Source organism: Gilliamella sp. W8145 (assembly GCF_016101145.1).
GTDB lineage: Bacteria > Pseudomonadota > Gammaproteobacteria > Enterobacterales > Orbaceae > Gilliamella > Gilliamella apis_A.
Map to the genome: position 1 here is coordinate 1,014,072 of NZ_JACFRC010000001.1, position 13,642 is coordinate 1,027,713.

A 13,642-nucleotide genomic window follows, 5' to 3' on the forward strand; every position below is an offset into this window, starting at 1 on the left:
ATCTGAATAAAAACAATAATAAACAAATAATAAAAAAGAGAAATGTATAACATTTCTCTTGATAATTGATTTAGATAAAAATGAAAACAGTTGTTTTAATTTTCGGTATCCAATTCTTCAAAACTTTTCACTAATTCATCAATTGCTTTCATCTGTTTTAAGAAAGGTTCAAGTTTTGCTAATGGTAATGCGGAAGGACCATCGCATTTTGCACTACTCGGATCTGGGTGAGACTCTAAAAATAGTCCTGCAATACCAACAGCCATTCCCGAACGAGCAAGCTCAGTAACTTGACCACGACGACCACCAGATGCTGCGCCCATTGGGTCACGACATTGTAGAGCATGGGTAACATCGAAAATTACTGGCGAGCCATTGCTGGCTTTTTTCATGACATTAAAACCGAGCATATCAACAACTAGATTATCATAACCAAAACAACTACCACGATCACAGAGAATCACTTGGTCATTACCTGCTTCTTCAAATTTTTCGACAATATTACCCATTTGGCCAGGGCTAACAAATTGGGGTTTTTTAACATTAATTACAGCACCTGTTTTAGCCATTGCAACAACCAAATCAGTTTGTCTTGCTAAAAAAGCCGGTAATTGAATAACATCAACAACATCAGCCACAGGTTGACACTGTTCTTCAGTATGAACGTCAGTAATAATTTTAACCCCTAACTGCTGTTTTAATTCTTGGAATATTTTCATTCCTTCTTCTAATCCAGGTCCTCGATAAGAGTGAATGGATGAACGATTCGCTTTATCAAAAGAAGCCTTAAAAATGTAAGGAATATTTAATTTATCGGTTACCGTTACGTAGTGCTCACATATTCTCATCGCTAAATCGCGAGACTCGAGCACATTCATACCGCCAAATAACACGAAGGGTAAATCATTTGCTACCGTAATATTACCGACTTTTACTCTTTTTTGTTTAATCATAAATTTATTCCTAGTTAAGGTTTAAACCAACGACCAAGGGTGACTCTGTCATTGCCACTATAGTCGGTGATGGTTTCAACTAATTGAAATCCGTGTTGTTTAAAAATAGTTTGTACCGCTAAACCCTGCTTCCAACCATGTTCGATAAGCAACCAACCATATTGATTTAAATGCTTGGTTGCCCCTTGAATAATGACTTTAATATCAGCAAGGCCATCATCCTCAGAAACTAAGGCGCTTCTAGGTTCATAGCGAACATCGCCTTGAGATAAGTGAATATCAGTTGGCTCGATATAGGGTGGATTACTAGTGATCATTGAGAATTTACGATTTTTAATTGGTTTATACCAATCACCCTGTAAAAAATAAACATTGTTTACGCCTATTTGATTGGCATTTTTTTGGGCTAAAATCAAAGCATCTTTATTTTTCTCAATTGCAGTAAATAAACAATCTGGTCGCTCAGTTGCCATAGCAATAGCAATAGCACCAGTTCCTGTTCCCAAATCTAAAACTTCACAAGGGACTTTCGGCAAATATTCTAAACCTAGTTCAACAACTTTTTCTGTATCAGGTCTTGGAATTAAGGTCGAATTTGAAACATTAAATTTCAATGACCAAAACTCCTTTTCTCCAGTGATATAGGCAATGGGCTCCCCTTCTTGACGTCTTTTTAAATAGCCATCTAAAGCAATTAGTTCATCATCAGTTAATAATGTTTCACTAAAAGCCATCAAAAAGGTACGTGTTTTATGTGTGACGAAACTTAATAAAATTTCAGCATCACGTTTTGGACTTTCGCTGTCGGTTAAAGTTTGTGATGCAGATTTAAGCCATTGTAAATAGGTCATTCATCCTGTTCCGATAAAGCTGCAAGTTGATCTGCTTGATATTCTTGTACAATTGGTTCAATCAACATATCCAATTTACCTTCCATGACCTCATCTAGACGATAAATAGTAAGATTAATACGATGATCGGTAACTCGGCCTTGAGGATAGTTATAAGTTCGAATACGGTCTGAACGATCACCTGAACCGAGTAAATTACGTCTGGTTGACGCTTCTTCTTGTTGTCGTTTACGCATTTCAGCATCTTGAATACGGGCAGCTAATACCGACATCGCCTTAGCTTTATTTTTGTGCTGTGAACGTTCATCCTGACATTCAACTACAATTCCAGTTGGAATATGGGTAATACGAATTGCTGAATCGGTAGTATTAACATGCTGACCACCAGCACCCGATGATCGATAAGTATCAATTTTCAAATCTGCAGGATTGATTTCTGGCATTTCAGCCTCTGGAATTTCTGGTAAAACAGCAACAGTACATGCCGAAGTGTGAATTCGTCCTTGTGATTCAGTCTCTGGTACACGTTGAACTCGGTGCCCACCAGATTCGAATTTTAACTGTCCATATACACCATCACCACTTACTAACATGATAACTTCTTTATATCCGCCATGTTCTCCATCATTTGAACTCATGATTTCGACACGCCAATTGCGAGATTCAGCATATCTAGTATACATTCTCGCTAAATCACCAGCAAAAATAGCCGCTTCATCACCACCAGTACCAGCCCGCACTTCAACAAAACAGTTATAATCATCATTTGGATCTTTAGGTAACAATAGAACTTGTAATTGTTTTTCTTGCTGCTCTACTTGGCTTAATGCTTCGTTTAATTCTTCTTGAGCCATTTCACTCATTTCCGGATCAGAAAGCATCATTTTGGCAGTTTCAATATCTTCTTGTGTTTGCTTCCAATTAGCAAAGCATTTAACCACATCGGTTAACTGTGCATATTCTTTTGAAAGGGTACGAAATCGGTTTTGATCGGCTATAACCGCTGCATCAGATAGTAATGCTTGAACCTCTTCATAACGCTCTTGTAGCGTTTCCAACTTACTGATAATTGAAGGTTTCATAACTCTGTATTTTTGCTAATGATTAAATGAATTAGCTCGGCATTATATACTTAATTGCCTGTAAAATACAGTTCCTACTTATTTATGACGAAGCTAAATTAATCAATGAATAACAACATATTGGTATTAAATAATTAATTGTCTCTTTAAATAATGATTACATGTATCAGCAATTTTCTATTTGTTAGTTTCAAAATTTTTTAATATTTTTAGATATTCAAGAATAAATCAACCAAAACCATATTAATTAAAGCTTTCATTTGTTAGTGAAAAATGATTTTTAAAGTGATAAATCTTGCTAAACGGACTAATCATTTCATAATTTAATTTTGTGATCTATTCACCATAGCATGATTGCTTAAAGTTAAATAGCTATTGGGATTTATCATAATTATAAAGTCATTAAGAAAAATAACTCTATCTATACCCTTTTTTATTTGAACAAAATAGTAATATTTCAAAGGCGAATATTATTAAAACCAATTGCCAAAACAGAATCTACAATCATGATTAAACTGACTGCTAATGAAATAGCTGCCCCCTTTTTCTTAGCCGATAGAAATAAATGACATTTACTACTAAGATAAGCATTAAGTTATTGGTATAAAATCAAAATACTTTTATTGATTAATCTAAATTAATATCTTAAAAATCAGATTAATAAGTGAATTCTGAAATGTTTTTTATTACTGATTGAAAGTTATTATATCAAGTGTATAGTTATATTATATCCGGTGGAGATTACTGTGATAAAAAATTTTAAAAGGATGCGAAAATGAACCAAACTATATGGAAACTAGACAATACTATCAAACACTATGATTGGGGGAGTATCGATGGCATAACCAATTTATTTGCTATTCCCAATCCGACGTCGGAACCTATGGCTGAAATTTGGATGGGCATGCATCCACTTGGTTGCTCTTTAGCAATTGATGAAAAGCTAGGTAAAATAAGGCTTGATAAGTTAATAAAAGACAATCCACAGCAAATTTTAGGTAATAAAACCTTTCAGCATTTTGGTTCACTCCCCTTTTTATTCAAAATTCTTTCAGCAAACAAAGCATTATCTATTCAAGTTCACCCAACATTGGAAAATGCCAAAATTGGCTTTGCAAAAGAGAACCAACTAGATATTGCTAGTGATGCACCCAATCGAAATTATAAAGATCCCAATCATAAGCCTGAACTTATTTATGCATTAACTCCATTCAAAGCTATGCGTTCATTCCGTGCTATTGATGAAATTATCATGTTGTTTGAAAAAATTGCCTTATCCGATTTAACTATCCCAATATCACAATTAAAAAACAACCGTCATCCTGACCAATTAAAACATTTTTTTGAATACTTATTAACTCTTCCAACTCAAACAAAGACCGCGTTAATTAAACAGCTTTTGATGAAAATCAGTACTTTTAATGACGAACCCTATTTAACCATTAAGACTCTAGCTAAAGATTATCCTGATGATATTGGTTTATTCATGCCATTATTATTAAATGTAATTGAACTGAAACCAGGACAAGCTATGTTTCTATCAGCCAAAACACCGCATGCCTACCTATCTGGTACCGGCCTAGAGATTATGGCTAATTCCGACAATGTATTAAGAGCTGGCCTCACCCATAAATATATTGATAGTTTAGAACTAATTAATAATACTAATTTTGAAAGTATGGCGTTAAATCAATTATTAACTAAACCAGTTATCAAAGATAATAAAATTGATTTTCCCGTACCGGTTAATGATTTTAAATTTGAGATCATAAAAAGTGACCAAAATTTGCGTAGTGAAAAAGTAGATAGTGCTCAAATTGTGTTATGTCTTGATGGAAAAATCTCCTTATCAACTGAATCACAATCATTAACTTTACACAAAGGTGAATCGGCTTTAATCGCTTACCAAACTGATGTATATCATTATCAAGGTTTAGGCGTATTAGCTAAAGCATTTGATTAGCTTTTGGATAAAAATAAAAATTAAGTTTTTTTAATAGGTTAAATATGGTTGTTTTACATATTTACACTAATATATTAATATGTAGTAATATAATAATTAAAAATAAGCATCATGGATTCTAATAATAAAATTCCACGCCATTTGTTTATTCAGCAAGATTTATTAAAAAAAATCAAGTCAGGTGAATATGCTGAAGGGCAATTAATTCCTAAAGAATCTGAATTAACAGATATTTATCAAGTCAGTCGGCCAACTGTTCGCCAAGCTATTCAGTTTTTGGTCAACGATGGATACCTTGAACGTCGCAAACGTCGAGGAACAATAGTTAAGCAACAAAAAATTAATCAAGAATTTACCCATATTATCGAAAGTTATGATTCTGAAATGAATCGCAAGGGACTTCACCCTAAAACAAAAGTTTTAACCTTTAAATTGGATAAAGCGACCGTTGATATTGCTAAACATTTAGACATCAATGAATTTGATGCTGTGTATAAATTAGTGCGTCTACGTTATGCCGAAAACAAGCCAATAGTACTTGTGACAACTTATTTGCCAGTAAAAGCATTGCCTAATTTTTTAGATAATGACTTTAAACAAGAAAAACTGTATTCAGTTTTAGAAAAAATGAATTTTCCAATTCTCCAAATACGTCGAAAATTAGACGTATTAAAAGCCGATGAAACAACTAGTGATTTATTAGATATTGAAGAAGGAGATCCTATTTTCTATTTCCATTCTATTGGATATAGCCACGATCGAACTCCAATCGAATATTCAATATCTAAATATCGTGGTGATATTAATTCATTTATCTTTGAGTTAAATCATTCCAGCTAATATAATAAATATACCCACTAATAAGTGGGTATATTAATCAACAAAAATATTAAAGTTTAAATTTTGATTGTTTGCGCTTGTGTTGTTTGTAAATCTTTTTTTATCTCTTCAATAATTGCAATACCGGCACTTGTTCCGATTCGTTCCGCCCCCGCTGCAATCATCTTTTTAAATGTATCGGCATTACGAATACCGCCAGCAGCTTTCACTTTTACAACATCGCCTACATGTTGCTTCATTAATTTAACATCTTCAAGTGTCGCACCGGAAGGACCAAATCCTGTTGATGTTTTTATAAAGTCTGGTTTAACTTTAACTGCAATTTGGCAAAGTGCTATTTTTTCTTCATCGGTTAAATAACAATTTTCAAAAATGACTTTTGATGTAACATTATATTGACGACAAATCTTAACGATTTCTGACATTTCCCGTTCAATATAATTCAAATTTCCCGCCTTTAATTCAGAAATATTAATTACGTAATCAATTTCAGTTGCCCCAATTTCAATTGCATTTTTCGTTTCGAAGCATTTTGATTCTATCGTTGTTTGGCCTAAAGGAAATGCTATCGCTGCACCAATATCTACATCAGTATCTTTTAGTAGTTCAGCACACAATTTTGACTGAACTTGATTGATTGCAACCATTTTAAAATGGTAGTCACTAGCCTCCTGACATAGCTTTTTCATCATGGCCGTTGTTGCATCTGGTTTTAAATTAGTGTGATCAATAAGTCGACTTAAATCTCGTAAAGAATAATTTTTCATGTTTTTTACCTCAATTTTATATGTAATAACATATTTTAAATAAAATTTATTTGCCGTCAATTAAAATAGAGCAAATATGTGATAAACATCTCATTTCATTAAAAATAACTCTTAATATGTTTGTTTTAAAAAATAAATATGTAAATATATATTTAAATATTATTTTAAGAGGGACTTGCAAATGAAAATAGTAGTTACTTCTCACGGCGAATTATGCGAAGGGATCTTATCAAGTTATCAAATGATTGTGGGTGATATATCTCAATTTATCTCTGTCAAACTTGACGATAAGGGAATTAGCGACTTTTCTTCAAGATTAACAACCGTGTTAGATGAACAAACTATGAAAAATGAAGTTGTCATTGTTTTAAGTGACATCATGGGGGGTACACCTTATAACGAAACTTTCCGTTATATGCTGGCTAATCCAAATAAAGTTTATCTTATGGCTGGATTAAATTTATCAATGTTAATTCAAGCAGCAACAATAATTAATGAGCCCAATATAGATGAAGCAATTAATTCAATTCTGGAAGCAGGTCAAGCCTCAATATCCATTGCACCAATAACCGAAAATAGTAGTGAAGATTTAGATTTTTAATTAGTGAGACGATAGGAGTGAATAAATATGGCAATTACATTAACCAGAGTCGATGATCGTGTTATTCATGGTCAAATCATGACGCGTTGGACAAAAGTCAGACCTGTCGATGGCATCCTTGTAGTGGGTGACAATATCGCTTCAGATGAGTTACGCAAACGAGTATTAAAAGCGGCTGCGGGAACGTTAAAAATTGGTATTTACACAGTAGAACAAGGTGTAGAGAAAATAAAACAAGGTACAGAGTCAAATAAAAACTTTTTTTTAATTAGTGATTCACCACAAACATTTGAAAAATTGTTAAAAGCTGGTGCTAAATTACCATCAACTTTAAATATTGGCTGTATGAATACTCGAGCAGGAGCAAAAGTATTAGGACGAACTGTTGCCATTGATGAGAATGATTATAAAGCATTTGATTACATTGAAAGTCAAGGAATTAAAATTGAATTTCAATTGTTGCCAGATGATGAAGCTAAAAATTGGAACGTAATGAAAAAGAAATATGACACTTTATAACTTTCATATTTAGAGGGAAAAATTATGGAAACAACTCTTTTTATTCCCGCTTTATTAACAGGGATATTTTGTTACTTAGGCGCGATTGAATCACCATGGCTTTTTGGTATGTCAGGTGGTTTTTATATAGTTGGTAGGCCACTAGTTGCTGGGTTATTAGTTGGTTTAGCCTTTGGTGATGTACAAGCCGGTGTATTATGTGGTTTAGCGGTACAAGCTGTTTTTATTGCAAATTTATCAACTGGAGGGGCAACAAATAGTGAAATAACCTATGCAGCTTATGGTGGAATTGGTTTAGCGCTTGCCACAACTAAAGATCCTGCTGTCGCGGTAACTCTTTCGGTTTTATTGGGCCAGACTTTCGGTTTGATATTTTACAATACTCGAATGGCATTATACTCGTTCTGGAATAATAAAGCACAACATGCAGCTGAAACTAACAATACCCGAGGTATCGTTCTTAATCATCTATTTTATCCTCAAGTTACAACATTCTTATTGCGTGCCGTTCCAGTCTTTTTAGCGATCTATTTTGGCTCTGGTTTAGTTGAATGGTTATTAGCTAATGTTCCTGAAGTTATTACCAAGATTATCTCAGTGCTAGGTGGTGTACTCCCTGCATTAGGTATCGCTATGCTTATGAATATCGTGATTAAATCGAAAATTCAGCTGATCTTTTTCTTCGCTGGTTTCGTATTATTAGCTTTTGCAGGGTTAAGTATGATAGCACTAGTATTCATCTCCGCTTTAGTTGCTTACTTATACTTTATTGCAAGCAATAAATCGGCAACAACACCAATTAAAGAAACAAATTCACCAAATTCAGATGTTTTTGAAGATGATGATTTGTTCTAAAAAGGAGAACTAAAATGGATAAATTAATTGAGGAACAACGTTTAACAAAACGAGAATTACGCCAAATTTGGTATCGTTGGGGCTTTACTCATTTATCATCAATGAGCTATGAGAAATTACAAGCACATGCTTGGGCTTTTTCCTATATCCCTTTTGCCGAAAAATATTATAAGAATGATCCTGAAGCAAAACGCCGTTTATTAGTTAGACATTCTATGTTTTATAATACTGAACCACAAACCGGTCAAATTATTAACGGTATTGTTGCGTCAATGGAAGAAGAGATTGCTTTAGGCAAAAATGTTCCAGAAGAACTACCTGTAAATATTAAAGCGACACTAATGGGCCCTTTAGCTGGAATTGGAGATTCATTGATTCAAGGTATTATTGTGCCAATTTTGTTATCAATTGCTATGGGAATGGCAGCAGGAGGTAATGCTATAGGCCCTATTTTCTATATTTTATCTTATGGTATTTTAGGCCCTTTAATTTCCTATCTTAGCTTCCATTACGGTTATAAATTAGGCGTTAATGCAATTGATAATATTATTGGTGATAACGTCAAACGGATCACCGACGCATTTAACATACTTGGAATTATGGTGGTTGGTGGTTTAGCTGCCGGTAATATTGTACTTAATTCAGTATTGGAAATTCCGATGGGAGAAAGCATGCGATCATTACAAAGTGTACTTGATGGCATCTTTCCAAAAATACTGCCATTATCCATGGTGTTATTAGCATGGTGGTTAGTATCAGCAAAACAGATGTCAGCAACCAAAGTTATTTTAATTTTAACCGCAATTACCACTGTAGGTGTAGTCCTCGGTGTATTTTAAAATAATTAATTAACAACATTTGTTTTATTGAACAATTTAATAATCCCCATAATATTTTGTAATACTATGGGGATTTATTTAATTGGATTATTAATTTTAAATAACTAATTAATATTTTAGATAAAGTTTTCAAATAAATTGATCGATGAAAAAATATAGCCATCAAAATCAATAGATGTTTTATCAGATAAATTCATTAAAATATTTTTTTCGTTTTCAATATGTTGCCACATGGCTTTATAAGCCCCAACACTGTCACGACGACATAGTGCTGCTAAGATTTGTTGATGATCAGCATACCATTTTAGTCGATAGCCTTTAGTATTAGTATGTTCAGTAAGTTGCTGCCAATTAAATGAGTTCTGTTTGTGTTCCCATAAATTCTTAATTGAATTCACTAACATCTGATTTTGGGTTGCTTCGGCGATATTGAGATGAAAATTGAAATCATTATTGTTATTGAATTCATTATTCATAGTCGCATGCAATTCTTTCTCTAATATTTTCTTTAAGCTTTCTATATTGGCAATGGTTATCATCTGAGAAGCAAAAGAAGCAATATTAGTCTCAATCAGTTGGCTAGCTTGTAGTAGTTCAAAAGGACCGAGTACTCGAGAATAATTTGAATCAGGTTTATTAATAACATAAATACCTGAACTTTGCTTTATCGATACAAAACCTTTTACTTCCAATGCGATTAACGCTTCACGAACAATAGTACGACTTACGCCATAGGCATCGGCAATAGTTCTTTCTGGTGGTAATTTAGAACCTAATGGATATTCATCCATTCTAATTTTATCCAATAATAGTTCTGCTATTTCTTGATACTGTTTTTTAGAATATTGATTCGATATATTGTCCGTTAACATTCACCTGTTCCTACAAAAATACAAACATTAAAATCGAATATTCTAATGTTTGTATTAATTCCTATGATTATACTTCGATCATTTGCAAAATTTGATCTAAAACTTTACCAGCATTCATTGTACCATAAGCAACTGGATCAATAATGTCAATTGGTATGCCATATTTTTCTGTTTGTTTTCTGCTCTCATCTAAGGCGAATCTCATTTGTGGTCCTAATAATACCGCGATAATTTTATCACTATCACTATTAAGATGTTGATATAAAAGTTGCTCACTTATTGCTATAAAATCAAAATCTAACGATCGTTCTAGTGCTTCTTTTCTTATTTTGTTGACTAATAATGAGGTTGACATACCACCGGCACAGGCAAAAATAACTTGTTTCATCTTTTACTCCTTATTTATCTTCATCATCTAGATTTATAGTTAGTTGTCTTGTTTTAGATAAATCTTTGAACCATAACGCTGATTTCTTCAACCTTCTGTTTCTATTTTGTTCAAGATCAATTTCGATTAGTCCATAACGATTTTTGAATGCATTCATTGGTGAAACATTGTCTGTAAATGCCCACAGCATATAACCACCACAATTAGCTCCATCATTGATAGCTTTTAACGTCCAATAAAGATGCTTCGAAATAAAATCAATTCGATAATCATCTTGAATCATGCCTTGATCATCTTTAAATCGTTGCTCATCTTCAATACCCATGCCATTTTCACAAATAAACCATGATTTATTGTTATATTGTTGTTTAACTCGCATTGCGAAATCATAAACAATTTTAGGATAAATTTCCCAACCTCTAGATTTATTCATTTTTCTTCCAGGTAATGTAAAGGATTCGTAATAAAACGCGGGATGAAATGGCGCATCTTTGTGCCATTGTTTTGTAGGTGCTTTAACACGATGAGGAAAATATAAATTAATAGCAACTTCATCAACTGGAAATTTTTTAATTATTTCAAGTTCTTGATTGGTATAATCCCACTGAACTTTATGTTTAGCCAATAAATCAATAAGCTCTTGAGGATATTCACCATTAAAAGCCGGATCAAGAAAAACTCGATTATAAAAAAGATCATACATTTTTGCAGCTTGTTGATCTTCTTTAGAGGAAGAACGAGGATAAGTCACCTCTGGATTTAAAATAGTGCCAATGCTTCCTTGATAATTTTTGTGACGAAATAGCTGAACAACTTTGGCCGTAGCTAAATTTTTATGGTGATTCCACTGCATCCATTTATTGGTATTTTGTTCATAAGGCCAACGTTCAGCATCAAGATACACTCGTGTTTGAATGACAATTGGTTCATTAAAGACAAACCACCGTTTAACGGTATTATGATAACGTTCAAAAACTTTTTCAGCAAATTTAACAAATAGTTCAACTACATGTTTCGAATTCCAACCACCATATTTATTGAATAGTTCGGCAGGAACTTCGTAATGTTCTAGACAGAGCATTGGAACTATACCGTTTTCGACTATTTTTGTTAGAAAATCGTCATAATATTTAGCATAATCTTCATCAATAATTGCATTTTCGTAGTCAGTTAAAAAACGCGACCAGTTAATTGATGTTCGATAGTGTGTAATTCCTACCTTTTTCATTAGATCTACTTCTTCCTGATAGCGATTAATTAAATCAGTAGCAATTGCAGGACCATAACCTTCATGCCATACATCACGATCGTTTTTATACCAAATATCTAAATATGAGTCTTGATTCTCTTTCTTACCACACCAACCTTCAGTTTGCCATGCCGATGTTGAAGCGCCTAAAATAAAGTTTTTAGGGATATCCATTGTTAATTTACTCATTATTGACTCCTTGAATGTTGATTCTATTTAGGATTGAATTTCAGAACGTTTAGCCGCTATTCTTAGGAAAGGTAAATAAATGAAAATAGCAACAATAATACAGAAGATCTGTGTAACAACAGCACCTAAGGATCCTGCTGTTGATAAGTAAGCACTAATTATTGGAGGCGTAGTCCACGGCACCATAACCACGGCTTTACCAGCAAAACCAATACTTGTTGCGATATAACCTATTGTGCCAGTAATTAACGGTGTAATAATAAATGGAATAGCTAAAATTGGGTTTAACATTATTGGTAAACCAAAAATTACAGGTTCATTGATATTGAAAATACCTGGACCCAATGATAATTTTGCTATTTCTCTCATTTCTTTGCGTTTTATTGCAACAAAAATAGCAATCAACAATCCAATCGTACAACCTGAACCACCTATACTCATGTAAACATCCCAAAACGGCATAGTAATAATATTGGTTGGCTCAATACCTTGTTCGAAATCACTCATATTAACCATGATTGCACCAAGTAGTAAGGGTTCGCGAATTGGTTTTATCATTTGATTACCATGAATCCCTATAACCCAAAATATTTGTGCGACAAACATTAATAACAATAATCCCGGCAGGCTTTGCATGACAGACTCAAGCGGCTGTTGCACTACCATATAGATAGCATCATACAAATACATTCCAGTTAATTTGTAAAATATAAAACCAAAAGCCGCTACCGCTGAAGTAGTAATTATTGCTGGAATAAGTGCTGAAAATGAAGCGGAGACATTTGATGGAACACTATCTGGCATTTTTACTCTTAGCTTATCTACTTTTAATAATTTAGAGTATATTTCTACCGATATAATAGCGATAAACATACCTAGAAAAAGGCTTTTAGTATCAGTAAATTGCCGTGCTAATACATTAGTTACTTGAAATTTTTGGCCTTCAACTACAACGTCTGTAAATGTTGGTTGTACGGAAATAAAACATATAATAGCCAACAATCCAGGAAATAAGGTTTTATTACCATTTATGCGTCCTAATTCAATAGCGATTAAAAACACAGCGCCAATGGTTAGAAAATTCAATGTCGCATAATTTAAATTACTAGCAATGGGCTTTAATACTGCTAAAAAAGATAAACAATCAAAATAAGCTAATCCATTTTGTTTATCAAAAACAATATTTGACATTAGCACCGCAAAAGCGCCAACGATTATCACTGGCATTAAAGTAATAAATGCCGCTTTAATTGCCATTATATATCTTAAACTATTAAATTTATTGGCAAATTTACCTAGTTTATCAATAACTTCATTTACTCTAGACATATTTACAATCTCCAATTAGGGGGAAAGGTGAGATTCTTTGACAATCAAAAAATAATACTTATAAGGGAGGTAATCTGTGATCCTACTCACAACATTCAAAATTGGAATTCCATTAATATCTAAAAATGTGATAAATGTCATTTATTGGCATGCCAAAATGCAAAAAAACAAATTACAAAACCGTGACAAAAGATGTTTAGCACAAGAAAATTATGGAAATTTGGTATGACAATATATTCAATCTATTGGATTTGATAGCGTAATAAACGAATAATCGTTAATATAAGGTTGTTTTTTAATATTTATTTTAATAATTAGTCAGTTATTTTTAATTAAAAACCCCTT

At 33.0% G+C, this 13,642-nt stretch carries 14 protein-coding genes; 6 read left to right on the forward strand and 8 right to left on the reverse strand.

The window, feature by feature from the left end:
* Positions 1 to 95: 95 nt before the first annotated feature.
* From kdsA to prfA, 3 genes are read right to left on the reverse strand one after another with little or no spacing between them, the layout of a single operon-like run.
* A complete protein-coding gene (gene kdsA, locus H3T80_RS04585; RefSeq protein ID WP_110448040.1) occupies positions 96 to 950 on the reverse strand; it encodes a 3-deoxy-8-phosphooctulonate synthase in 855 nt (284 codons plus the stop codon).
* Positions 951 to 967: 17 nt separating this feature from the next.
* A complete protein-coding gene (prmC, locus tag H3T80_RS04590) occupies positions 968 to 1,804 on the reverse strand; it encodes a peptide chain release factor N(5)-glutamine methyltransferase (protein WP_065579243.1) in 837 nt (278 codons plus the stop codon).
* Positions 1,801 to 2,886: a peptide chain release factor 1 gene (prfA, locus tag H3T80_RS04595; protein WP_086359489.1), complete on the reverse strand. Its 1,086-nt coding sequence runs from the start codon at positions 2,884 to 2,886 to the stop codon at positions 1,801 to 1,803. Before prfA ends, prmC begins: the two co-directional genes overlap by 4 nt.
* 775 nt (positions 2,887 to 3,661) lie before the next feature.
* On the opposite strand from prfA, the gene manA reads away from it, so the two are divergent.
* Both manA and H3T80_RS04605 read left to right on the forward strand, forming a co-directional pair.
* Positions 3,662 to 4,849: a mannose-6-phosphate isomerase, class I gene (manA, locus tag H3T80_RS04600; RefSeq protein ID WP_198200315.1), complete on the forward strand. Its 1,188-nt coding sequence runs from the start codon at positions 3,662 to 3,664 to the stop codon at positions 4,847 to 4,849.
* Positions 4,850 to 4,960: 111 nt separating this feature from the next.
* Positions 4,961 to 5,689, forward strand: coding sequence for a GntR family transcriptional regulator (locus H3T80_RS04605; protein WP_198200316.1), 729 nt, complete (start codon positions 4,961 to 4,963; stop codon positions 5,687 to 5,689).
* 56 nt (positions 5,690 to 5,745) lie between these two features.
* On the opposite strand, the gene deoC is transcribed toward H3T80_RS04605, so the two are convergent.
* Positions 5,746 to 6,456, reverse strand: coding sequence for a deoxyribose-phosphate aldolase (deoC, locus tag H3T80_RS04610; protein ID WP_198200317.1), 711 nt, complete (start codon positions 6,454 to 6,456; stop codon positions 5,746 to 5,748).
* A gap of 181 nt (positions 6,457 to 6,637) precedes the next feature.
* Here deoC and H3T80_RS04615 point away from each other — a divergent pair, with 181 nt between their 5' ends.
* The 4 genes from H3T80_RS04615 to H3T80_RS04630 are packed head-to-tail and all read left to right on the forward strand — an operon-like array spanning position 6,638 to position 9,270.
* On the forward strand, positions 6,638 to 7,057 hold the full coding sequence (locus H3T80_RS04615) for a PTS sugar transporter subunit IIA (RefSeq protein ID WP_198200318.1): 420 nt from the start codon (positions 6,638 to 6,640) through the stop codon (positions 7,055 to 7,057).
* Positions 7,058 to 7,084: 27 nt separating this feature from the next.
* On the forward strand, positions 7,085 to 7,576 hold the full coding sequence (locus H3T80_RS04620; RefSeq protein ID WP_110447570.1) for a PTS sugar transporter subunit IIB: 492 nt from the start codon (positions 7,085 to 7,087) through the stop codon (positions 7,574 to 7,576).
* 24 nt (positions 7,577 to 7,600) lie between these two features.
* Positions 7,601 to 8,431: a PTS sugar transporter subunit IIC gene (locus H3T80_RS04625; RefSeq protein ID WP_110447569.1), complete on the forward strand. Its 831-nt coding sequence runs from the start codon at positions 7,601 to 7,603 to the stop codon at positions 8,429 to 8,431.
* Positions 8,432 to 8,445: 14 nt separating this feature from the next.
* A complete protein-coding gene (locus H3T80_RS04630; RefSeq protein ID WP_198200319.1) occupies positions 8,446 to 9,270 on the forward strand; it encodes a PTS system mannose/fructose/sorbose family transporter subunit IID in 825 nt (274 codons plus the stop codon).
* A 116-nt stretch (positions 9,271 to 9,386) separates the two neighbouring features.
* Here the strand turns inward: H3T80_RS04630 and H3T80_RS04635 are convergent, their stop codons facing one another.
* From H3T80_RS04635 to H3T80_RS04650, 4 genes are all read right to left on the reverse strand, one after another.
* Positions 9,387 to 10,142 carry a GntR family transcriptional regulator gene (locus tag H3T80_RS04635; protein ID WP_198200321.1) on the reverse strand — a complete coding sequence of 252 codons (756 nt, stop codon included), beginning with the start codon at positions 10,140 to 10,142 and terminating at the stop codon, positions 9,387 to 9,389.
* 67 nt (positions 10,143 to 10,209) lie between these two features.
* On the reverse strand, positions 10,210 to 10,530 hold the full coding sequence (locus tag H3T80_RS04640) for a PTS sugar transporter subunit IIB (RefSeq protein WP_198200323.1): 321 nt from the start codon (positions 10,528 to 10,530) through the stop codon (positions 10,210 to 10,212).
* Between the two features lie 10 nt (positions 10,531 to 10,540).
* A complete protein-coding gene (locus H3T80_RS04645; RefSeq protein WP_198200325.1) occupies positions 10,541 to 11,968 on the reverse strand; it encodes a glycoside hydrolase family 1 protein in 1,428 nt (475 codons plus the stop codon).
* Positions 11,969 to 11,995: 27 nt separating this feature from the next.
* Positions 11,996 to 13,297, reverse strand: a complete 1,302-nt coding sequence (locus H3T80_RS04650) for a PTS sugar transporter subunit IIC (protein ID WP_198200327.1) — start codon at positions 13,295 to 13,297, stop codon at positions 11,996 to 11,998.
* Positions 13,298 to 13,642: the final 345 nt, after the last annotated feature.